This is a genomic window from Pseudooceanicola pacificus, assembly GCF_009789075.1.
Lineage (GTDB): Bacteria > Pseudomonadota > Alphaproteobacteria > Rhodobacterales > Rhodobacteraceae > Pseudooceanicola > Pseudooceanicola pacificus.
Window position 1 is genome coordinate 43,537 of the sequence record NZ_WNXQ01000008.1, and the last position, 22,240, is coordinate 65,776.

Here is a 22,240-nt window from a genome sequence, read left to right on the forward strand (position 1 = left end):
CTCCCCACGGCGTTTTTCAAAGCCAACCGGGTTGGCATGTATGCTGTCGAAATTGGTGTCAAAGGAATTTGCCCGCGCCGAGGGCTGGGCCCAACCCGGGTCGGCATTCTGGAAAAAGCATATCTTAACCTTCCTGCACCGCAGTCTTCTACCTTCTCAGATAGCTGGCCAAGTGAGTCCCGAGAAAGGTAATCTGGGGCCTGTTCGGCAGGTGAACACGATCGAGTTTGCGAAAGCGCGGCGGAACAAGCGACGTTAAAGGTTTGACCAACAGTGTAACGGTCGCCTGCGTGGACCGTCTTGGCCTTGTTGGCAGAGCGATACATCCGATCGGGACCGATACACCAGCTTGAGAGGAACACGCCCATGTCGATTGCAGCGCTTGGCTATATCGGGATCAACTCAAAGAAACTGAGGGATTGGGACGACTTCGCGACCAATTTGCTGGGAATGCAAAAGGTCGACACAGGTGGAAATTCCGGGCTCTTCCGGATGGACGACAGGAAACAACGGCTGATCGTCACCGGCGAAGGCGAAGAGGATCTGGCCTTCATGGGGTGGGAGGTGGAAACGCCCGAACATCTCGATGCCCTGGCGTCCCGGCTGGAAGATCACGGGGTCAAGGTCACCTGGCATGGTGCGTCCCTGGCCGATCAGCGCCATGTCGCGCGGCTGATCTCTTTCTGCGATCCCGACGGCAACCGGCTGGAGGCCTTTTGCGGGCCCGAAGTCGCCAGCGATCCTTTCCTGTCCGGGCGGCCGATTTCGGGTTTCAAGACAGGGTCGCTTGGTATGGGCCACGCGGTCCTTCATGTCGAAAACGTTCAGGGCATCCTGCATTTCTATCGCGACATTCTGGGCTTCAACGTCACCGATTACGGTCTGACGCCCTACCCTCTCTACTTCTTCCATGTGAACGGGCGGCACCACAGCTTTGCCATGGTGGGATCGGGCCGCAAGGGCATCCATCACTTCATGGTCGAACTGCTGTCTCTGGACGATGTCGGGCAGGGCTATGACATCGCGCAGGAACGCGATGAAGGGGTGGCCTACACATTGGGTCGGCACTCGAACGACCACATGATGAGCTTTTACACCAATACGCCGTCCAAATTCTTCGTGGAATACGGCTGGGGCGCGCAGATCGTCGACCCCGACACCTGGCAACCGTTCGAGACGACCGAGGGCCCGTCTACCTGGGGTCACGAACGCATCCACCTTCCCGAGGACGACGCGGTGCGCAAGCGGATGCGGGAAATGCGTCACGAGACCGCCCGTACCGGGTTCCGCGCGCCCGACCCTCAACCGAATTGCGCCTGGCTGGATCGCGTCGTTCACACGGAATGATCGCTGTCTGCCCGACAGACGGCAGTCACCAAACGAGGAGACCAACTGTTGAAGATTTCTTCCTACGTCCTGCCGGGCGGTACCGAGTCCTACGGACGCCTTGAGGGCGATACCGTCGTTGACGCGGGGACCACGCTTCGCGGGACCTATCCGGACCTGCGCGCGCTGCTGGCAGGCGACGCGATCCACAGGCTCGCATCGGCTGATGGTCCGTCGCTTCCGGTGTCCGACGTGACGATGCTGCCGACAATTCCAAAGCCGGACAAGATCGTCTGCATTGGTCTCAACTACCTTGGCCATATCAAGGAAACCGGCCGGGACCGACCGGAATACCCGTCCATCTTCACCCGCTACCCCTCGTCAGTTGTAGGTCATGGCGCACCGTTGGTCCGCCCGAAGGTCTCGCAGAATTTCGATTTCGAGGGCGAATTTACCGTCGTCATCGGCAAACCCGGACGCCATATCGCCAGGGACAGGGCCTATGATCATGTCGCCGGCTATACCTGCTTCAACGACGGGTCGATCCGGGACTATCAGCGGCACACGACACAGTTCTGGGGCGGCAAGAACTTCTGGCAATCCGGCTCGATGGGGCCCTGCCTTGTGACGCCGGACGAACTGGGCGACCCGACAGAACCGCGGATGGTCACGCGCCTGAACGGCGAGATCATGCAGGACACCTCGGTCGGCGATCTCGCCTTCGATATTCCCGACCTGATCGCCTATGTCTCGACGATCATCGACCTGGCGCCGGGCGACATCATCGCAACCGGCACGCCAAGCGGCGTCGGCAATTTCCGCGACCCCAAGGTCTTCATGAAGCCCGGCGATACGATCGAAGTCGAAATCGACGGGATCGGAACGCTGTCGAACCCGATCATCGACGAAACCTGAACACGACCCATCGGGAGACAACCCATGTCTGAGGTACACACAGACGTCGCCATCATCGGCGGCGGCCCGGTCGGGCTGAGCGCGGCTTGCATGCTGGGGCACCTGGGGCTGTCCTGCATCCTCTACGAACAGAACGACACGACCTCGTTCCACCCGCGCGGCCATGTCGTCAATACGCGGACGATGGAGATCTTTCGTTCGCTCGGCGTGGCGGCCGACGTCGATGCCGTCTCGCTCCCGCTTGAGCGGCATGCCGGCATCGGGTTCGTGACCAGCCTTGCCGGCGAAGAGATCGGCGTCATCGAAACCCGGGCCAATCCCGAATGGGCGCGGATCGAACGGTTGCAAAGCCCAGTCTTCAAAAGGTCCTGTCCTCAGGATGTACTGGAGCCGGTTCTCAGGACCCATGCGGAAGCCTGCGACTGTGTCGAGACACGGTTCGGACACAGGATCACCGGGATTGAACAGGACGAGACCGGGGTCACCCTGAGCTGGGAGTCAGCCTCGGGCGCCACTGGCCGGACGCGGGCGAAATACCTGATCGCCGCGGACGGCCCGCGCAGTTTTTCACGCGGCCGCGTCGGCATCGGGATGCAGGGCCGGTCCATTGGACAGCAGATCGGCGTCTATTTCCACGCGGACCTCTGGCACCTTGTCGAGACGCGCCCCTACCTGCTCTACTGGATCTACAATGCGACGACGTCGGGCGTCCTGATCTCGCTCGATGGACGACGGCGCTGGACGTACAACTTCGGCTATTCCGAAAACGAGTCCCGCGAGGATTTCACGGCCGACCGGTGTCTGGCCATCCTGCGCGCTGTCATCGGGGATCCGGCCGTTCCGATCGAGATCAAGAACGTGATGCCCTGGCGGATGCAGGCCCGCATTGCCGACACGATGGCGTCTGGCCGGGTGTTCATCGCAGGTGACGCGGCGCATCCGCTTCCGCCGACCGGCGGCCAGGGTATGAACACCGGCGTTGCCGATGTTCAGAACCTTATCTGGAAACTCAACCTCGTGCTGCGGGGCGCTGCACCGGACAGCCTGCTCGACACCTATGATGTCGAACGGAGACCGGTCGCGAAATTCAATGTCGAGCAAAGCGCCCGGAATGCCGAAGCGATGGTCAGGAAGGGCCTGTCGGGCATGCTGGCCAATGAAAGCGCGCTCTTGTCGAACCTCGAAGGCCCCGAAGGCGCGGCGAACCGGGCGAAACTGGCCGAAGGCATTCCCGAACAGCGGGCGCATTTCGACTATCCGGGGCAGACGTTCGGCTACCACTACGAATCCGCCCTCATCACGCCGGATGGCACTGCCCTGCCGGAATTTTCCGTCGCCGAATACCGGCCGACCGCCAGACCCGGCCACCGCGCGCCACATCTGACGCTTGGCGACACCCCGGATACTTCCCTTCTGGACATCTTCGATATCGGGCATTTTACACTTCTTGCCGGACCCGACGGGCAAGACTGGGCCCTGGCGGCACGCTCTGCCGCGGATGCCCTGGACGTTCCGCTGAACGCATTCCGGATCGGCACGGATGTGGATACGGATGTCGACGCATGGGGCCGGCTTTACGGCGTGTCGGCGGATGGGGCTGTCCTGATCCGACCGGATGGGCATGTCGCCTGGCGGTCCAGGAGCACGGGCGCCGCGCGTGACTTGCACGATGCTCTTGCCCGGGCCGTTTCGCGGTCGGATGCGACCGTCTCTGCATGACTGATACAAGGATTACCCAGACTATGGCCATACCCGAGACCCAGACAGCGATTGTCATCACCGGCGCCGGAGGCCCCGACGTTCTGCAACCGCAGACGGTCGAGGTTCCGGTGCCGGGTTCGGGACAGGTGCTGATCCGGGTGAGCGCCGCCGGCGTCAACCGTCATGACGTCCATCAAAGATCGGGCGGACGGCATAGCGACGGCACTGCCATCCCGGGGCTGGAGGTCTGCGGGACCATTGCCGCCGTCGGCGCCGGCGTCGACCGGGACCGCATCGCAGAGCGTGTGATGGCCCTGGTTCAGGGCGGCGGCTATGGCCAGTATGTGATCGCCAGCCAGCACCTCGTCCTGCCGGCGCCCGACACGCTTTCGGACATCGAAGCCGCCGGTTTTCCGGAAGCCGCGTTCACGACATGGTGGAATTTCTTCCATCTCATGTCGCTCGGGAAAGAAGGGTTCGCCCTGATCCACGGGGGGACCAGTGGCGTCGGCCATATCGCGCTGCAGGCCATGTCCGCCCTGGGCTACCGGGTCATCGCAACGGCCGGAACAGAGGCCAAGGTCACCGCTGCCAAGGGTTTCGGCGCGCATGCGGCGTTGAGCTACCGCGACGCGGAACTCGCCGCCAAGGTCATGGAGGCGACCGGCGGTCAGGGCATTTCGGCCCTGCTCGATGTTTCGGCCGGGGCGCATCTGGATCAGGATCTGAAGATGATGGCCCCGGACGGTCAGATCGCCCACCTGTCGGGCGGCGGCGGGGCCGAACTGGCGCTGCCCCTGCGGGACATCATGGCGAAACGCCTGCGCATCACCGGGTCGCTGCTGCGTCCGCTGCCGCTGGACCGAAAGGCGCGGGTGGCCGAGGATATCCGGCGCGATGTGCTGCCCCTGCTGGGCACCAGGGTCCGGCCGACACTCGCCGCCACATTCGATTTCCGGGACGCCGCCAGCGCGCATGCGGAGATGGAACGAAACGATCACATCGGAAAAATCATGCTGACGGTCGACCACGACTGACGCATCAACAAGGAGGCCAAGATGAAGTTCTATTTTTCCCCCGGCGCATGTTCGCTCGGGATTCACTTTCTGCTCGAAGAGATCGGCGTCGACTACGACGGCGTCGCGATTCACATCAAGAATGGCGACCAGCTCAAGGAAGACTACATTCGTGTGAACCCGAAATCCAAGGTTCCCGCCGTTCTGCGCGACGATGGTTCGCTCTTGACCGAATTCGGCGTGATCGCCCACTGGCTGGCGCAGACCTACGCCAAAGAGACCTTCGGGCCGGAGAGCTTCGAGGAAGAGTTGCGCATCCTGGAAACCCTCGACTACATCGTGGCCACGATGCACATGCAGGGCTTTTCCCGGATCCTGCGCCCGCAGAAGTTCACCCCGAACGATGCCGATCTGGATTGGGTGCAGGGGGCTGGCACAGACATCGTCATGAAAGCGGCGGGTTTCCTGTCCAAGCAGCTTGGCGACGGGCCGTTCATCATGGGCAACCGCATGACCATCGCCGATGCCGCGCTGTTTTACACGATGTTCTGGGGCGTTGTCCGGCTTGAACTTGATCTGCCCGACAACCTGATCGCCTATTTCCGGCGCATGTCGGACCGGCCGGCCGCGCAAAGGGCCATGGCGCTGGAAGGGCTTGTCTGACAGGTCTGATCCGGGCCGCGACGGAGAACCACGACAGTGTCGAAACCCGACAACGGAATTCGCGCGCTTGAACGGGGACTCGCGCTTCTGGAGGAACTGAATCGCTGCGACGGCGCCCGTCCCACGGCGCTGTCGAAAGCGCTTGGTCTGCCAAGAAGCTCGGTCTACCGCATCCTCGAAACGCTGGAAGAGCTGCACTATGTCGAACGCAGCGCGACGGATTCCCGTTTTCGCGTCACCGACCGGGTCTGGCTTCTGGCGCGCGGCGTCACGCGGACCAAGCTGGGATCCGTCGGCGGCCCCGTCATCCGGCGGCTGTCGGCCGAGATCCACTGGCCGGTCGATGTCTGCTCCTACGATGCCGGCAAGATGTTCACGCAGGAGACGACACACAGGCTGAGCCCGATGTCTCTGGCGCGCAGCATGGTGGGCTTGCCGCTCCCCCTGCTGCGGACCGCGTCGGGACGGGCCTTTCTGGCGTTCTGCGATCCCGACGAACAGGCCGCGATGCTGGCTCTGGCCGAAGCGGCAGGGGACCCTGAGGACCTGCCTTATCTCGACCGGCAGTCGATCAACAGGCTGCTGACGGACACGAGAACCCGCGGCTACAGCATCCGCAGCGGAGAGCCCGCCCTGCCGACCAGTTCCAGCGACAAGACCAGCAGCATCGGCGTGCCGATCCTGAAAGACGGCCGGCCTGTCGGGGCCATCGTGGTCATCTGGATCACCTCGGCGCTGAGCCTGACCGAGGCGGTCGGGCAGTTCCTCGCCCCCCTCAGACAGGCCGCTGAAACCATTGCAGCAGAGCTCTGATCGCTGGCCGGTCCGGGCCTGGCCCCCAAACGGGAATTGCACAAAACGCCCGCCTGGCGGACATGTCCGGGACGGTATTGGCTTTCGATGACCCCGGCGCTCACACTCCCTCAGTGACTTCGAGGAGGAGAGACGTCGCCGCCAGTTCGCGGATCGCGGCTTTCCTCATCCTGACCTGAATGGGGATACCGTCCGATGACCCGGCAGCCGAATATTCTGATGATCATGACCGACCAGCTGCGGGCCGACTGTCTTGGATGCTATGGCCACCCCCTGGCAAAGACGCCCAATATCGACGCGCTGGCCCGTACCGGGACGCAGTTCGACCGGTTCTATGTCGCCTCTCCGGTGTGCATGCCGAACCGGGCCAGCATCATGACGAGCCGTATGCCCTCGGGGCACCGTGGCCGGTTCAACGGCATCGGGCTGGGGCTGGGCGATGTCACCTTCGTGGATGTACTGCGCCAGGGGGGTTATGACACCGCGCATTTCGGCAAGTCTCATCTGCAGAACTTCTCGACCGTGCCGCCTGCGATGCTGCACGAACCGCAAGGACGGACCCCCCTGCCCGCCGCCCTTCAAAGCGCTGTGCCGCGTCAGGAGGGCGAGGTATACGCGCAGGAGATGCCGACAAGCTGGGCCGACCCCGGCCATCGCGTCGCCACACCCTATTACGGGTTTTCGCACGTCGATCTGGCGACCAATCACGGTGACGAGATCGGCGGCGACTACGAGGCGTGGCTGCGCGGGCAGGTCGACGACATCGACTCGGTGCGCGGGCCCGAAAATGGGGTTCCCAAATCGGGATATGACGCGCCCCAGACCTGGTGTTCGCCCCTGAAGCCGGAACAATGGTCGACCCATTACATCGGTGACCGTGCCTGCGACTGGCTGCGCGACCGCGCGCCGGGCGCCGCGCCCTTCTTTGCCTCCGTGTCCTTCCCCGATCCGCATCATCCCTTCGTCGTGCCGGAACCCTATTTCAGCATGTACCGGCCCGAAGACATCACTCTGCCGGACACCTTCGCCAACCGGATGCCCCTGCCCGCACGGAACCTGCACCAGCAGTTGGCAGACGGCACGGCCATGCGCGGGCATCAGCTGGCTTTCGCCGTCAGCGAGGACGAGGCGCGGGCGATCATCGCGGTCACGCTCGGCATGATCACCTTCATCGACGATCAGGTCGGCCGGCTGGTCTCGACGCTGAAGGCGACCGGCGACTATGACAACACGATCATCGTCTTCAATTCGGACCACGGGGATTTCCTTGGCGACTACGGGCTGATGCTCAAGTTCGGCATTCACAATGCCGGCGTGACGCGCGTGCCGTTCATCTGGTCCGATCCGCGCGATGTCGCGTCCAGGGGCGCGGTGCGGTCTGATCTGGCGTCTTCGCTGGATATCGGTCCCAGCTTTCTGGCCGCCGCGGGGATGGACTGTTTCTCCGGTGCGCAGGGGCGGGATCTGTTCGACGCCGCAATACCGGAACCGGACGGCCTGCTGATCGAGGAGGAATCTCAGCGGCCGGTCCTGGGGATGTCCCACGCCCTGGTCATGCGGTCCCTGGTGACGCGCGACTGGCGCCTGACCCTGTCTGTCGGCAACGGCAACCACGAACTGGTGCATCTGGCCAGGGACCCGGGCGAGACACGAAACCTGTGGGACGACCCGCAGAGCGCCGGAACCCGCCACAGGCTGACCGAACAAATGGCGCTGCGGATGATCGAGCTGGCGGATCGAACGCCTCTGCCGACATCCCGGGCCTGAACCTCTGGCCCGCCCGGCACAAAGAACGACTTCGGACTGACAAGAGGGAGGAGAACCCATGTTCATGAAGAAAACCGCAACCGCGATGGCGCTGGTCCTTGCCGGCGGCCTGGCCGCATCGGCCGAGACAACGCTGGTGTTCAACCGCTATCTGCCCGACCAGAACGAGATCATGCGAGCCGGCGTGCTGCCCTGGGCCAAGGCGGTCGAAGAGGCCTCGAACGGCGGTGTGGTGATCGACTTCACCGCATCGTCGCTGGCCCCCCCGCCCGTGCAACTAGACATGATCCGGTCGGGCATAGCCGACGTGGCGATCAACCTGTCGTCCTTTACCGCAAAACAATGGCTGGCCCCCCTGATCGGAGAGCTTCCGCTGCAGTTCGATGCGGCCTCGTCCGAAGCCTTCTCCGTCGCGCTCTGGCGGACCTATGACAGGTTTTTCCGCGAAGCCGAAAAACTGGACGGCGTGCATGTGGTCGCGCTCTGGGCGCTGACCGGCAACCACGTCTGGAACAACAAGCGCTCGATGGAAAAACTGGCGGACGCCAAGGGGCTCAAGATCCGCGTCAACCCGAATGGCGCGGCGGTCACGGATGCCATGGGTGCCGTCGTCGTCTCGCGCCCCGCGATCGAGAGCTTCGAGATCATCACCCGCGGTGTGGTCGACGGGACGGTCCTGCCGATCACATCCGTTCAGGGCCTGCGCCTGCTGGAAGAGCTGAAATACGGCACGCTTTTTGCGGACGGGCTCTATCGTTCGACCGTGTCCATCATCGTCAACGACACCGTCTGGAACGCCATGCCCGAAGCGGATCGCATGGCCATCGAGAAGGTGAGCGGAGAGCACCTCGCCCGTCTGGCGGGCAGCAACTTCGACGCGGCCGAAGCCGAAGTCCGGGCTCTGCTGGAGCCAAGCGGGATCGCGGTGACCGAGATGCCGGCGGACGAGATCGAAACCCTTGCCGAGGCGGTCGCCGGCGAGACGGACGCCTGGGCCGCGCGCGTGAAAGATCTGGGGCTCGATCCCGACGAGGTGCTTGCCTATTTCCGCCAACAGCTTGCCGACGCAGGAAATTGACATGGCAGACAGGGCTTCGGGGCAGCAACTGCCCGCAGCCTTCGATCTTGTCCTGAAGGTCATCGTGACCGCGACACTGCTGTGTATCGCGGTCATCACCTTCATCGACGTGATCGGGCGCTATTTCTTCAACGCTCCCGTCCCCGGCGCGTTCGAGATTCAGGAATTCGGCATGGGGGTCCTCATCTTCTCGGGTCTGCCGCTGGTCACACGGGCGCGCAGCCATATCACCGTGTCCCTTTTCGACGCCGTCTTCGCACGCAATGCCACGGTCCAGGCGCTGAAATCCGGGCTGGTCCATCTGATCAGCAGCGGCATCCTTTTCTTTGTCGCCACCTGCCTGTCACGGCAGGCGATGAACGTGCAGAAATGGGGCAGCACCTCGGTCTTCCTGCAACTGCCGATCTATCCCGTCATCTGGCTGATGGTCGGCATGACCGCCCTCTCGGCGACCATCTGCCTGGTGTTTGCGGCACAGGCCTTTGCCGGGCGCGCCCCGCAGTCAGACGATTCAACGAAGGACAGTATCCTATGACCCTGGGACTCCTTGGCCTTGGCGTGCTTTTGCTGGTCGCCTTTATCGGCGTGCCCCTCGGGTTGACGATGATGATCGTCGGGTTCGGCGGGTTTGCGATGGTCCGTGGCATCGACGCCGGCATGGCCATGGTCGGGCAGACGATCACGTCAAACAGCATGTCGTACGGCTTCATCGTCGTGCCGCTGTTCGTGCTGATGGGCAACTTCATCTTCCGCGCCGATCTGGCGCGTGATCTCTACCGCGCCTCCTATGTCTGGTTGGGGCGCTATCCGGGCGGGCTGGCCATGTCGACCATCGTCGCCTGCGGTGGCTTTTCCGCCGTCAGCGGATCCTCTGTGGCCACCGCCGCCACCATGGGCCAGGTGACCTATCCCGAGATGCGCCGCTATGGCTATAGCAAGGAGCTTTCGGCAGGCACCATCGCGGCCGGCGGCACGCTTGGCATCCTGATCCCGCCTTCGGTCGTTCTGGTTCTCTACGGCCTGCTGGTCGAAGGCGACATCGGGGCCCTGTTCATCGCCGGGATCCTGCCGGGCGTCATTTCGATCCTCAGCTACCTCATCCTGATCGCCGCATTGTGCAAGATCTTTCCCGGAATCGGACCGAGGGGCGAGGTTTTCCCCATGTCGGAACGCCTCAGCTCGCTGCGCGGTGTCTGGCCGGTCATGGCGCTGTTTCTTTTCGTGATCGGGGGCATCTATTTCGGCGTCTTCACCCCGACCGAGGCCGGCGGGATCGGCGCGGTCGGCGCGCTTGGCTTCTGCATCCTGCGCGGCCGGATGTCCTGGAAGGTCTTCTTCGAGTCGATCTTCGAGGCGGGCCGCATGTCCGCGATGATCTTCACGGTGGCGCTTGGCGCGATGATCTTCTCGAACTTCATCGAAATCTCGCGGATGCCGGCAAACCTGCTGGAGTGGGTCGAGGCCATGAACCTGTCCCCGATGAGCGTCATGTGGATCATCCTTGCCATCTATCTGGTGCTGGGCTGCGTCTTCGACGGGCCGGCGATGGTGCTTCTGACGGTGCCGCTCTTTGCGCCGCTGGTCGCACTTCTGGGCTTTGACCTGATCTGGTTCGGCATTGTCGTGGTCGTCGTGACCGAGATCTCGATGGTGACACCGCCAATCGGGATCAATGCCTTCGTGCTGAAAAGCGTCCTGCCGGAACTGTCGCTGTCCCAGGTCTTCCGCGGGATCGCGCCGTTCTGGATCGCCGATATTGCGCGACTGTTGCTGATCGTTCTCTATCCGCCGATCGCCCTGTACCTGCCGACCGTGATGGGATGACCCCCGTGCCTTGCCGATTGCGGCAGGGCACGATGTTCCGTCCGTCTGTCGGCGTTCCCGGACATGCGCCCGCCAACGCGCTGTCGAGTGGGCAAAACGCGTCGGCCTGCCCCCTGCGCCCCGCCTTGCGCGGGCGCGCGATGAAGCGGTCCGGCGTCATCGGCCGCTTTGTCGTGCCGGTCAGTCCTGACGCGGTTGGCCCGGTATCGGCGGTTCAGCGCGGCCAGCCTTGGCGACGCGCGTATAGCTCTCGCTGGCTTTCAAAGCTCTGCCGCGGGATTGGTGCCTGAAACGGTGTCCGCTCTGACATCGGGCAGTACGCCGTTCAATCTTGTCCGGCCATCACCTCACGACATCAAGAAACAGGGGCGGCAGTTATGCTCTGCCGTCCCCTTTGCTCGACGCTCACGCAGTATCCGATACAGGCGATGCCTCCGACGGGAGGATCCGGTTACTCGGCGGCCTCGTGAACTGCGGCGGTAAAGGCATCGTAGATCGCCTGACCATTTGGGGTCTGAGCAATCCAGGCATCCGTGACCGTCTGCAGCCTTTCGTCCCACAGGGCCTGTTGTTCGTCCGTCAGCGTGGTGAAGGTGCGCGTCTCGTCTGCCATCGCCGCGGATCGGAATTTCTCGATGGCGCCGTCGAATTGCTCACCCCACAGGCGCGCGAATGGCGCGCCGGAGTTCTTGTCGATCGCCGCTCGGGCCTCTTCCGGCAGGCTGTCGTACTTGTCCTTGTTCATGACCACCATCAGTGGCGACGCGCCAAGGTTGATGTTCAAATGGTTCTTCGCGACTTCGGCCACACCGAAAATGGTCAATGCGACCCATTCATTGATCGTGCCGTCGATCAGACCGCGCGACAGGCTTTCGGCAAGCTGAGGCGACGTGATGCCGCCGACCGGCGTTGCACCAATGGCATTGATCGTGGCCAGCAGCGTGGGACCCGCGCCCCGCAGTTTCCTGCCCGCGACATCGTCGAGCGTCTCGACCTTGTTCATCGTCGTCAGGATGGTCGGCGCGGTCGAGAAGGCTCCGAGAACCTTGACGTTTTCCATGCCCTGCCCTGGCCAGAGTCCGTCTTCGACCATCTTCGTCGCGGCCAGAGATCCGGCCAGGGCACTGGGCGTGGACCCGGGAAGTTCCAGGATCGTGGCCTCGTTCACCGCGCCGGGCGTATATCCCGGCACGATGTAGGAAATGTCCGCGATCCCGTCCCGCGCCATATCCAGATGGGTGGCCGGATCCCGCCCCAGGGTGCCGGCCGGGAACATCTGGATGTCCAGCGTGCCATTGGAGTCGTCTATGACACGCTGCGCCCAAACCGACAGAATATCGGCGTAGATGAAAGACGGGGCCGGAACACTGGTCGTGAAGCGCAGTGACTCCTGCGCCTGCGCCTGTCCGGTCACGAACGATATTGCCAGTGTTGCCGCACAGCCCAGCAGGCCACGACCCAAAATACCCCGCACGCTCTTGCGAATGGTAGACATGTCTTCCTCCCTTTGTTCCGGATTTGACCGGTGTTGCCCGGAAGCAGAGGCGCGATGACGTCCAGACGCCGAGCCCATGTCATTCCGAACTCTCAGGCAGCGTAAGCTCCGTCCGGCACTTCACAATCGCATTTGCCAAAGTGTTCGCCCTTCGAAAGAACACGCGGTCGGGAGGACCTGTCCGTTGCGTCAGAACGTCTTTGACAGCGACACTTTGAAGGTCCTGCCCGGAGCTTTGCGACTGGGGGACGACAGGTGGCCGACGTAATCCGCGTCCAAAAGGTTTTCGACCCCGAAACGCACCTCGCTTCCATCCAGCCACGCTTGCCCCTGAGGCTTCCAGGTCGCACGCAGGTTGTGCACGGTGCTGTTGGACAGATCGGCGCCAAACGCGTCACGGCGATCCGCGGCATGGACGATTTCCCAGCTGAGATCGAAGCGGTCATCCCATTTCTTGCCCAGTGTCAGCTGCGCCCGGTCCGCCGGGCTGTTGCGCCAGGTTGCGTTGGTGCCATCGGGATTGAACTCGGTACCCTTGCCAAGGTGTCCGGCGAAATCGACATAGAAGCCGTTCGCCATGCCGTATGAGGCCTCCAGTTCGAAGCCGCGCGAGTCGACACGGTCCAGTTCGGTCGACGCCGCACCGGCGACCGTGTAGCTGGTGATGTCCCAGAGCTCTGTCTGATAAATGTTGCCGCGAACGGTGAAGGTGTCGCCAGCGGCGAAAACACCCGTGCCGGTGTATTCAGCGCCAAGCTCGAATGTACGGGATTTCTCGGACAGACGGATCCGCCGTTGCTCGGTCGCGCCGGTGCCCAGATCGTCGATGATCGGAAGCCCTTCGGTATAGGCCGCCGAGCCGAAGACCGTCAGCCCGTTGCCGAAATCGTAGGCCAGCGCGAGACCGCCCATCAGCGCGTCTTTTTCATAGGTGTCGGGAACACCTGCGAGGGCTTTTTCGCTGTCAATTCGGGATTTTTCATAGCGCAGGGCCGGCGTGAGCGTGACTGGCCCGATCGTCATCTCGTTCACCACAAAGAATGCCAGCCGGTCGTTGGTGCCGCCCGGCGCGCTTGACTGATCGGCGCGCTTGCGGCGCTGCAGCTCAAAGCCCGCCAGCATGTCATGGGATACGGCGCCCGTGTCAAAGAGCGCACGGTTGCTGACGGTCAGTTTTGTCGTCTCGTAGCGGTGATCGGCATTCACCAGCGGAAGGAGGAAGGGAAAGCTCGGCGTGCCTTCCAGGGGCGACGAGCCAGAGACATAGTCGGATTCGATGTCCTGGTTGGCGTAGGACAGGTTTGCACGCAGGTCGATCAGGTCGCTCGCCGGATTGAACCTGTATTCCAGAACGGTTTGCGTCGTCTCGGTCAGGCGGTCGACGCGGCCAAAGGAGTCGGCCGTCGTGACGAACTGGTCAAAGGGTACGTCCTTGTCATCCGCGACGGTGCTCGAATGGCTGAATGTCAGCGAATGCGCGTCGTCCTGCCCGAAGGTGAACTTGCCCTTCACAAGGTATGTGGGCGTGCGGAACGCGCTGTTGCCGATGATCGAGCCGTCGCCCGCCGTCAGGTCGCCCTGATCGCGCAGGGAATAGTTGAGCAGAAATTCGGCGCCTTCCGTCGGCATCCAGGCGAGATTGGTCGAACTGACCCAACCGTTTCCGTTCGAGCTGAACTCGAGCGTCTGGGAACCACCGAACCCCGGCACGCCGCCCGTGAAATCGGATGCATCTTTCGTCTCCAGCTTTACGACACCGCCGACGATGCCGGACCCGTAGGCAAAGCTGCCGATGGTGCCGCGCAACACCTCGACCTCTCGATAGAGCAGCGGGTCGGTGAACAGCTGAGTCCCGATGCGATACAGTTCTTCCGACCCGACCGAGGCCCCGTCAATCTGCACCGCGATCTTCTGGTCCGAACCATAGGTCGTATTCGCACCAAACCCGCGAATGTTGATGCCCGAACCTTGCGGCGTGGTGCCGTTCACAAGCGTGACGCCGGGCACCGAGTCGATGAGTTGCGCGACGGTGCTGGCTTGACGGTCCTGGATCTCTTCCTCGCCGACGACTGTCCTGGACAGGGCCGTGCCAAAGCTGAGATCGCGTTTGCCGCCGGTGAGTATGAGCGTGCCGAGAAAGCCGGGATTGCTGTCTTGCGCCATTGCGGGCACGGCGATCGACAGACAGACGAGCGCGGTCGTGCCGCGCATCAGGGAAGTGAGCATTGCGCCATCCTTCGTGAGTTTCTGGCCGAAGCTTGCAGAGGCTGGCGCGGCTGTTTTGGTTGATTTTCGACGAACTTCATCGCGATGGGTTGCAGCAGTAATTGTATCATACTAAAACAGTCAAGTAATTTGAGAGAGCCACGCACCGCTTCCCTCCGGGCGCAGCCATCGGACCACAGCCCAACCTCCGAGGACGCCCATGACGCAGCCAGCCGCTGTCAGACCTTCCGATATTCGCGCTTTTCTGGCGGAAAACCCGAAACTGCGTGCCCGTGATGCGGCGGATGCCCAGGGCATTTCCGAGGCACAGCTCGTGGCCGCCGGCACCGGGCATGGCGCGACCCGAATCGCGGCCCATCCCGACCGGATCATTCCTGCCGCCGAACGGCTGGGCGAGGTCATGGCGCTGACACGTGTGGTCGCCTGCGTACATGAAAAGGTGGGAGAGTACGGCGGGTATCACCCGGGCCAACACGCCGCGATGACCCTGACCGAGAATATCGACCTGCGTATCTTCCCCTCGCATTGGGTGCATGCCTTTGCGGTCGAAACGATGTCCGGGCAGGGCCCGCGTCGTTCGTTGCAGATTTTCGATGCAGCAGGCGATGCGGTGCACAAGATCCACCTGCGTCACGGCTCGAACCATGATGCCTGGGCGGACATCGTCGCCGGCCTTGCAGTCGAGGATCAGGCAGACAGTCAGGCCGTTGAAGACCGCAAACCGGTCGAGGGACCCATATCCCGTGCCGACAAGGTGGATAGCCTGCGCGAGGAATGGGCGAGGCTCACCGATACGCACCAGTTCCTGCGGTTGTGCTCCAGGCTCAAGATGAACCGGCTGGGCGCTTACCGGATCGCCGGTGCGCCCTGGGTGCGCCAGCTTGACCCGGGCGCGGCCGATACGATGCTTAAGGCCGTCCGGGATGCGGGCATCGAGGTGATGATCTTTGTCGGCAACCGCGGCTGCATCCAGATTCACAGCGGCCCGATTCACACGCTCGAACCGATGGGGCCCTGGCAGAACGTCATGGACCCCGGCTTCAACCTGCATCTTCGGCTCGACAAGGTGGCCGAGGTCTGGGCGGTCGAAAAGCCCACGCAGCGCGGCCTTGCGGTGTCTGTCGAAGCCTTTGACGCCGAAGGCGGACTGATCTTCCAGGTGTTTGGTGTCAACAAGGAAGGCCGCCAGATGCGTCCCGCCTGGGCCCGGATCGTCGAAGCGCTGCCGACGCTTGCCGAGGTTCCGGCATGAAATCGAGCAGCAGAATGAGCGCGCCTTGGCTGGCCATGATGACGGCGATGTTCGGCGCGTTGTTTGCCCTGACCGCGAACGCGCAGCAAAGCGCGCAGCCCCCGAACCCCAATGCGGATGTGCTCTCCATCGGCGGCTCGGTGACGGAAATCGTTGCGGCGCTTGGTCAGCAGCACCGGCTGATGGCGCGAGACACCACCTCGAGCTATCCACCGGAGGTGACCAGCCTGCCCGATGTGGGCTACATGAGGGCCCTGTCGCCAGAGGGCGTGCTGTCGGTCGGCCCGTCTCTGATCCTGTCCGAAGAAGGCGCCGGCCCGCCCGAGGCGCTCGATGTGATCCGCGCGGCGGATGTGGACTATGTCGAGGTTCCGGACGCCCTGACGCCAGAGGGCATCCTGCGCAAGATCGCGATCATCGGCGATGCCCTGGGCGTGCCCGACCGGGCCGACAGGCTGGCCGACGAGGTCAGGATCGCGCTGTCCGCCGCCCTGACCGATGCGCAGCGCCCAGAAGCCGAGAAGAAGCGCGTGCTTTTCGTGCTGTCCACTCAGGGCGGCAAGATCAACGCGTCGGGCGCCGGGACCGCCGCGGATGCGCTGATCCGCATGGCCGGTGGCGTGAATGCTGTCACCGATTACGAAGGCTACAGGCAGATCACCGACGAGGCCGTCGGACAGGCCGCGCCGGATGTGATCCTCATGATGGACAGGGGCGGCGACCATGGCGCGGCAGATGACGAAGTGTTCGCGATGCCCGCGATCAAGCTGACGCCCGCAGCCCGGACCCGCCAGGTGGTGCGGATGGATGGCCTGCTGATGCTGGGTTTCGGGCCGCGCACGGCCGAGGCGGTGCGCATGTTGCATGACGCGCTTTACACGCAGGGCACCTGAACCTTGACCGCCGTGACCGAGATCGAAGCCGCCCCGCGCGACCGCCTGTCCCGTGCCCGTTCGTTGCACTGGGTGCTTGCAGGCGCGCTCGGGCTGGCCTGCATCGCCAGCCTGCAGATCGGCGCGACGGGCGTAACGCTGTCAGCGATGTTGGCCAAGCTGGGCCAGGGCGAGGCGCTGAGCCAGATGGAACGCGTCGTTCTGCTGGATATCCGCCTGCCCAGACTGGCGATGTGCGTGCTGGTGGGTGCCGCGCTGGCCGTTTCCGGCGCGGCCATGCAGGGGTTGTTCCGCAATCCGCTGGCTGATCCCGGCATCGTGGGTGTCGGTGCGGGTGCCGGCCTTGGCGCGATCCTCGCCATTGTGCTGGGCGCGGTGCTGCCCGCCTGGATCATCGACCTGACCGGCAATCAGATGGTGCCCTTTGCCGCCTTCCTCGGGGGGTGGGGTTCGACCATCCTGCTCTATCGCCTGTCCACGCGGCACGGGCGCACCTCTGTGGCGACCATGCTTCTGGCGGGCATCGCGATTGGCGCGCTGGCCGGCGCCGTGTCGGGCATCCTCGTCTACATCGCGGACGACCGGCAGCTCAGGGATCTGACCTTCTGGGGGCTCGGGTCGCTGGCCGGGGCAAGCTGGGCCAAGGTCCTGTCCGCCGGGCCGTTGATCCTGCTGTCTGTCGCAGCCGCGCTCAGGCTGGGCCGGGCGCTCAACGGGCTCGCGCTAGGTGAGGCGACGGCGGTCCATATCGGCATCGACGTCCAGCGCATGAAATCCCTTGCGATCCTGGCCGTGGCGGGCGCCACTGGCGCTGCGGTCGCGGTTTCCGGCGGGATCGGATTCATCGGCATCGTCGTGCCGCATCTGCTGCGCCTTGCGTCCGGTCCCGACCATCGGACGCTGTTGTTCAACTCCGCCCTGCTGGGCGCCGTCCTGCTGATCCTGGCCGACGTGATCGCCCGGGTGGTCATCGCGCCGGCGGAACTGCCCATCGGGATCGTGACGGCCGTGCTTGGCGCGCCCGTCTTCCTGTGGATACTGCTCAGACGCAGGGGGCTGGTAGAGCTATGAGCCTGATCGCCAAAGGCATCCATGTCCGCTACGGCACGCGTGAGGCGCTGCGCGGCGTGGGTCTGACCGCCCTGCCCGGGCAAATGACCGCCATTGTCGGCCCGAACGGATCCGGCAAGTCCACGTTGCTCGGGGCGATCACGGCCTCTTTGCCCTTTCGCGGGCAGGTCAGCCTGAACGGGCGCGACATCGGTACCATGAAGCCGTGGGAGCTTGCCTCGCAACGCGCGGTGCTGCCGCAGGCGTCGCGCCTGGCCTTTCCCTTTAGCGTCATCGAGGTGGTCCGGCTTGGTCTGCAATCCGGCACGGCCGGCGACAGGCCCGAGGTGCCGATGCAGGCGCTGGCCCGCGTCGGATTGGCCCATTACGCCGACCGGAGCTTTCACGAATTGTCGGGCGGCGAGGCGCAGAGGGTCATGCTGGCCCGTGTGCTCGCGCAGGTCTGGGCCCCGGTCGAGGACGGCCAGCCGCGCTGGCTGTTGCTGGATGAACCGGTGTCCAGCCTCGATATCGCGCACCAGTTGCAGGTGATGGAAATAGCCCGCGCCTTCGCCCGTGCGGGTGGCGGGGTGATCGCCGTGATGCATGATCTGAACCTGACCGCCCTTTTCGCCGATCGCGTTGCGATCCTGGCCGAGGGGCGGCGCCTTGCCTTCGGCACGCCGGGCGAGGTCTTGACCGATGACATCCTGTCGCGCGCCTATGGCTGTGCTCTGCGCGTGTCGGCGCCGCCTCCGGCGGGCATACCCTATATCCTGCCCCACGCGGCCTCCGCCTGAAGGAACCACCCATGCGCCTGACCTGCCTGCTTCTCGTCCTTGCCCTGCCTGCGATGGCCGAACCCGTTGCCGACATCGTCATCCTGGGCGAGGTGCACGACAATGCCGATGCGCATCTCGGCCAGGCCGCCGCGGTTCGGGATCTGCGCCCCACCGCAGTCGTGTTCGAGATGCTGACCGCCGAAGAAGCGGCCCGCGCCGATACGGACCGCAACCGGATCGCCGCCGCATGGGAGGCCAGCGGGTGGCCGAATTTCCCGATCTACGCGCCGATCTTCGAGGCGCTCGGCCCGGCGCGCATCGTCGGAGCGGCAGCGCCGCGCGACGCGATCCGCGGGGTCTACAGCAATGGGGCCGCCGCCCTCTTCGGGCAGGACGCGGCGCGTTTCGGCCTGGACAAGGCCCTGCCTGACGACCAGCAACAGGCACGCATGCAGCTGCAGTTCGACGCGCATTGCGCGGCCATGCCGTTTGAAACGATGGCGGGAATGGTCGCCGTTCAGCGCTACCGCGATGCGGTCTTTGCCCGCGCGGCGCTTGAGGCGCTGGAGGCCTATGGCCCGCCCGTTGCCGTGATCGCCGGGAACGGCCATGCGCGCACCGATTGGGGCGTGCCCGCGATGATCGCGATGGCCGCCCCCGAGGTCACGACACATGCGATCGGCTTTGTCGAACAGGACAGCGGCGTACCTTTCGACGAGATCCGCATCGTTGCCCAGGCCGAACGCGACGATCCCTGCACATCCCTGACATCCAACTGAGGAGCCCACCATGTATCTTGCGATGAACCGATTCACCGTACCGCTGGAGAATGCCGCCGAATTCGAAGAGCTTTGGCTGACGCGCGAAAGCCGTCTTCGGGACATGGACGGTTTCGTGTCGTTCCACATGCTGAAAGGACCCGAGAGCGAGGGCTCCATTCTCTATGCCTCGCACACCGTCTGGCAGTCCGAAGCGCATTTCCGTTCCTGGACCACCAGCGAGGAATTCCGCGCCTCGCATGCCCGCGCGGGCCAAAGCCGCAAGCTGCATGAAGGCGCCCCGCGTTTCGAAGGCTTCACCGCGATCCAGCACATCGACGCCCTGCAATCCGCATGAGGCCCGTACTCACCCGTTCGGCAACCGGCTCTTCTTTCCTGAACGATCCCGGGCGTCATGACCGGCACGTCCGACACCGCGGCCCTGCGCCCCAGGTCCCGACAGAAAGGGAATGCATCGTGACGACAACCGAGCCACCGGCAGACGCCCCGCGGCCTGCCAAGGCCAGCAACACCTGGCGTGAGATCGTGCAATCCGGTGCCGTATGTGCTCGGATCGAGGGGGTCTCGCTTGAATTCCTGATCGACTTTCAGCGCGACCGCCTGTGCATCGCGGGAGAGGGTCGATGAGCCTGATGCAGAACCTGCCGCCCGCCAGTTCCATCGACCGGACCGACGACCCGGCGACCTACGACGCCCGCGACCTGATCCGCAATGGCATCCAGGCCCATATCGTGCTGGATGGCCAGACCTACACCCTGCGCATCACCCGCACTGGCAAGCTGATCCTGACCAAATGACCCGTGCCGCTCATACCGCTGGGGCCGGCGTGGTAGGCCGACTGACCGACATTGCGCCCTGGGAAGCCGAGCTGATCATGTCCATACGGTTCTGGATGGACGGTCCCGAAGGCCGCGACGAGGTTTGGAACGGCTTTGCGCGGTGTTTTGGGGCGACCGCAGGGCGCGCCGAGATGCGCAGTTTCGAGTCGCTGCTGACCAGCCTTTGCACCTTTGCCCGCAGGCCGCTTGTCAGGCATGGGCTTGGCTGTACCTGCATCGGTTCTGACGAGGCGATCCTGACGACGCTTGCCCGCGAGGCCATATGCGGCGATCTGGCAGAGGCGACGATGATCGCCAGCCTGCTTGTTCCGGTGCGGCATGCGGAACCGGTCGCCCTTTTGGCGGCGCAGGTCGGACCGGCGATGCAGCGTATGGCAAGACGCGGGCCCACGGCGCAGCGCAGCCAACCCGGACCCCAAGACCGGACCTTTCACTGAACCCGTCACCCAAACCGGACCGGGATGCGGCGCCACGGCGGCACCTTGACAGAAGATCGGCGCATCGCGCGTGGTCGGCTGCATCGAGACCTGGCCTGCATGCTGCGGGTTCATCTCGCCTGACACAGGGCAGCCGACCCCTTTCCTGCACGGCGCCGGAAAGACATACGAATTTAATCAGGTATTGAAGCCGGACGTTCCGGATGATAACAGATCGCCATCCAGCGAGGGTCCGATCCCCAGCCAGATGACCTTTTGGGCGATCGAAGGCTGGAGATATGGCAAATTCTGTCCTGAAACACGTGGGCATGTGGCTGGCCTTTGGCCTGGTGCACAGCCCCGTCAGCGCCCAAGACGTTCAGGGCGCGCATGTCTCCATCGAACTGAATGCGGTGCAGCAAGTCGAAGGCTCATGCCGGGTCAGTTTCCTGGTTCAGAACGGGTATGCGATTGATATCGAACAGGCGGTCTACGAGGCGGTTCTGTTTGACGTCGACGGCCGTGTCGACAGGCTGACCCTTTTCGATTTCGGCGCTTTGCCCTCTGCCCGGCCACGTGTCAGACAATTTATCGTTCCGGGCCTGGCATGCGGGTCTTTGGGCCGACTGCTGATCAACGGGGCTGAAACCTGTACCGGGACAAACCTGCCGGAAGACGCCTGCGGCAAGGACCTTGATCTTCGCAGCCGTACCGATGTCGAGGTGCTGGGATGATCGCCGATCTTCAAGACAGCATCCAGCGCATCGCCGATCTTGGCGGACCGGTCGTCTTGCTGCTGTGTGCGCTCTCCGTGGTTGTGCTGGCCGTTATCCTCTACAAGCTCTGGCAATTCACGGTTGCCGGTGTCGGGCGCCACAAGGCCCTGCGCGACGCCATTGCTGCCTGGGATGCCGGCGATCGCACGGCGGCGCGCGATCACCTTGGCCGGTCGCGCAGCTACCTTGTGCCCGTCGTGTCCATGGCCCTGGACGGCCAGACGGACGCAGCCCGCCTGGAAGCCGAGGCAGAGGCGCGTTTTGCCCGATTGGAAAGCGGGTTCCGGCTGCTCGACTCCGTGGCGCAACTCGCGCCGCTTCTCGGTCTGTTTGGCACGGTTCTCGGCATGATCTCGGCGTTTCAGGCGCTGCAGGACGCGGGCGCTCAAGTCGATCCGTCGGTCCTTGCCGGTGGCATCTGGGTTGCCTTGCTGACCACGGCTGTGGGCCTTGCCGTGGCCATGCCCACCTCGGTTGTCCTGAGCTGGTTCGAGGCCCGGATGGATGCCGACCGAGTGCTGGCCCAGAAGGCAGTGCATACGGTGCTGTCGCCGGGCGCTCGCAGCAGCGCATCCGACCCGCAAGGCCTGCCCGCTCATGCGTAGCATAAGACGTCGGCGCAGGCTTTC

The 22,240-nt window shown here is 63.9% G+C and carries 23 protein-coding genes; 21 read left to right on the forward strand and 2 right to left on the reverse strand.

The genetic code is table 11. The annotated features are described in order from the left end of the window. Positions 1 to 366 precede the first annotated feature (366 nt). The 10 genes from GLS40_RS13530 to GLS40_RS13575 all read left to right on the forward strand — a co-directional run bounded on the left by GLS40_RS13530 (position 367) and on the right by GLS40_RS13575 (position 11,103). Positions 367 to 1,347, forward strand: coding sequence for a VOC family protein (locus GLS40_RS13530; protein ID WP_160383268.1), 981 nt, complete (start codon positions 367 to 369; stop codon positions 1,345 to 1,347). A 48-nt stretch (positions 1,348 to 1,395) separates the two neighbouring features. After that, positions 1,396 to 2,241 carry a fumarylacetoacetate hydrolase family protein gene (locus GLS40_RS13535; RefSeq protein WP_160383269.1) on the forward strand — a complete coding sequence of 282 codons (846 nt, stop codon included), beginning with the start codon at positions 1,396 to 1,398 and terminating at the stop codon, positions 2,239 to 2,241. A gap of 24 nt (positions 2,242 to 2,265) precedes the next feature. Next, positions 2,266 to 3,960, forward strand: coding sequence for an FAD-dependent monooxygenase (locus GLS40_RS13540; protein ID WP_160383270.1), 1,695 nt, complete (start codon positions 2,266 to 2,268; stop codon positions 3,958 to 3,960). A 23-nt stretch (positions 3,961 to 3,983) separates the two neighbouring features. Continuing rightward, on the forward strand, positions 3,984 to 4,979 hold the full coding sequence (locus GLS40_RS13545; protein WP_160383271.1) for an NAD(P)H-quinone oxidoreductase: 996 nt from the start codon (positions 3,984 to 3,986) through the stop codon (positions 4,977 to 4,979). A 21-nt stretch (positions 4,980 to 5,000) separates the two neighbouring features. Next, positions 5,001 to 5,621 carry a glutathione S-transferase family protein gene (locus tag GLS40_RS13550; protein ID WP_160383272.1) on the forward strand — a complete coding sequence of 207 codons (621 nt, stop codon included), beginning with the start codon at positions 5,001 to 5,003 and terminating at the stop codon, positions 5,619 to 5,621. Positions 5,622 to 5,657: 36 nt separating this feature from the next. Beyond that, positions 5,658 to 6,434 carry a helix-turn-helix domain-containing protein gene (locus GLS40_RS18230; RefSeq protein WP_160383273.1) on the forward strand — a complete coding sequence of 259 codons (777 nt, stop codon included), beginning with the start codon at positions 5,658 to 5,660 and terminating at the stop codon, positions 6,432 to 6,434. A 195-nt stretch (positions 6,435 to 6,629) separates the two neighbouring features. Further along, complete coding sequence (locus GLS40_RS13560) at positions 6,630 to 8,201, forward strand: sulfatase family protein (protein ID WP_160383274.1); 1,572 nt, start codon at positions 6,630 to 6,632, stop codon at positions 8,199 to 8,201. A gap of 64 nt (positions 8,202 to 8,265) precedes the next feature. Further along, positions 8,266 to 9,279 (forward strand): TRAP transporter substrate-binding protein DctP, encoded by a 1,014-nt coding sequence (gene dctP, locus GLS40_RS13565; protein WP_160383275.1) that lies wholly within the window; start codon positions 8,266 to 8,268, stop codon positions 9,277 to 9,279. Position 9,280: 1 nt separating this feature from the next. After that, on the forward strand, positions 9,281 to 9,814 hold the full coding sequence (locus GLS40_RS13570) for a TRAP transporter small permease (protein ID WP_160383276.1): 534 nt from the start codon (positions 9,281 to 9,283) through the stop codon (positions 9,812 to 9,814). After that, positions 9,811 to 11,103: a TRAP transporter large permease gene (locus GLS40_RS13575; protein WP_160383277.1), complete on the forward strand. Its 1,293-nt coding sequence runs from the start codon at positions 9,811 to 9,813 to the stop codon at positions 11,101 to 11,103. The genes GLS40_RS13570 and GLS40_RS13575 overlap by 4 nt, the downstream gene beginning before the upstream one ends. Positions 11,104 to 11,554: 451 nt before the next feature. Here GLS40_RS13575 and GLS40_RS13580 read toward each other — a convergent pair whose 3' ends face one another. Both GLS40_RS13580 and GLS40_RS13585 read right to left on the reverse strand, forming a co-directional pair. Then, entirely contained in the window at positions 11,555 to 12,676 is a 1,122-nt protein-coding gene (locus tag GLS40_RS13580) for a TRAP transporter substrate-binding protein (protein WP_160383278.1), read from the reverse strand. Between the two features lie 111 nt (positions 12,677 to 12,787). Then, positions 12,788 to 14,824 carry a TonB-dependent receptor domain-containing protein gene (locus GLS40_RS13585; protein WP_160383279.1) on the reverse strand — a complete coding sequence of 679 codons (2,037 nt, stop codon included), beginning with the start codon at positions 14,822 to 14,824 and terminating at the stop codon, positions 12,788 to 12,790. A gap of 199 nt (positions 14,825 to 15,023) precedes the next feature. On the opposite strand from GLS40_RS13585, the gene GLS40_RS13590 reads away from it, so the two are divergent. The 11 genes from GLS40_RS13590 to GLS40_RS13640 all read left to right on the forward strand — a co-directional run bounded on the left by GLS40_RS13590 (position 15,024) and on the right by GLS40_RS13640 (position 22,216). Continuing rightward, positions 15,024 to 16,076 (forward strand): hemin-degrading factor, encoded by a 1,053-nt coding sequence (locus GLS40_RS13590; RefSeq protein ID WP_160383280.1) that lies wholly within the window; start codon positions 15,024 to 15,026, stop codon positions 16,074 to 16,076. A gap of 14 nt (positions 16,077 to 16,090) precedes the next feature. Next, complete coding sequence (locus tag GLS40_RS13595) at positions 16,091 to 16,969, forward strand: heme/hemin ABC transporter substrate-binding protein (protein ID WP_235905928.1); 879 nt, start codon at positions 16,091 to 16,093, stop codon at positions 16,967 to 16,969. A gap of 3 nt (positions 16,970 to 16,972) precedes the next feature. Continuing rightward, positions 16,973 to 18,040, forward strand: coding sequence for a FecCD family ABC transporter permease (locus GLS40_RS13600; RefSeq protein WP_160383281.1), 1,068 nt, complete (start codon positions 16,973 to 16,975; stop codon positions 18,038 to 18,040). Then, positions 18,037 to 18,819 (forward strand): heme ABC transporter ATP-binding protein, encoded by a 783-nt coding sequence (locus GLS40_RS13605; RefSeq protein ID WP_160383282.1) that lies wholly within the window; start codon positions 18,037 to 18,039, stop codon positions 18,817 to 18,819. Before GLS40_RS13600 ends, GLS40_RS13605 begins: the two co-directional genes overlap by 4 nt. Before the next feature lie 11 nt (positions 18,820 to 18,830). Next, positions 18,831 to 19,580: a ChaN family lipoprotein gene (locus GLS40_RS13610; RefSeq protein WP_160383283.1), complete on the forward strand. Its 750-nt coding sequence runs from the start codon at positions 18,831 to 18,833 to the stop codon at positions 19,578 to 19,580. Between the two features lie 10 nt (positions 19,581 to 19,590). Continuing rightward, positions 19,591 to 19,917 (forward strand): antibiotic biosynthesis monooxygenase family protein, encoded by a 327-nt coding sequence (locus GLS40_RS13615; protein WP_160383284.1) that lies wholly within the window; start codon positions 19,591 to 19,593, stop codon positions 19,915 to 19,917. 119 nt (positions 19,918 to 20,036) lie between these two features. Next, positions 20,037 to 20,207 (forward strand): hypothetical protein, encoded by a 171-nt coding sequence (locus tag GLS40_RS13620; RefSeq protein WP_160383285.1) that lies wholly within the window; start codon positions 20,037 to 20,039, stop codon positions 20,205 to 20,207. Between the two features lie 5 nt (positions 20,208 to 20,212). Further along, positions 20,213 to 20,377 carry a hemin uptake protein HemP gene (hemP, locus tag GLS40_RS13625; RefSeq protein ID WP_235905934.1) on the forward strand — a complete coding sequence of 55 codons (165 nt, stop codon included), beginning with the start codon at positions 20,213 to 20,215 and terminating at the stop codon, positions 20,375 to 20,377. 77 nt (positions 20,378 to 20,454) lie between these two features. Further along, positions 20,455 to 20,856 carry a hypothetical protein gene (locus GLS40_RS13630; RefSeq protein ID WP_160383287.1) on the forward strand — a complete coding sequence of 134 codons (402 nt, stop codon included), beginning with the start codon at positions 20,455 to 20,457 and terminating at the stop codon, positions 20,854 to 20,856. Positions 20,857 to 21,164: 308 nt separating this feature from the next. After that, positions 21,165 to 21,569: a hypothetical protein gene (locus tag GLS40_RS13635; protein ID WP_160383288.1), complete on the forward strand. Its 405-nt coding sequence runs from the start codon at positions 21,165 to 21,167 to the stop codon at positions 21,567 to 21,569. Continuing rightward, positions 21,566 to 22,216: a MotA/TolQ/ExbB proton channel family protein gene (locus GLS40_RS13640; RefSeq protein WP_160383289.1), complete on the forward strand. Its 651-nt coding sequence runs from the start codon at positions 21,566 to 21,568 to the stop codon at positions 22,214 to 22,216. Before GLS40_RS13635 ends, GLS40_RS13640 begins: the two co-directional genes overlap by 4 nt. Positions 22,217 to 22,240 lie beyond the last annotated feature (24 nt).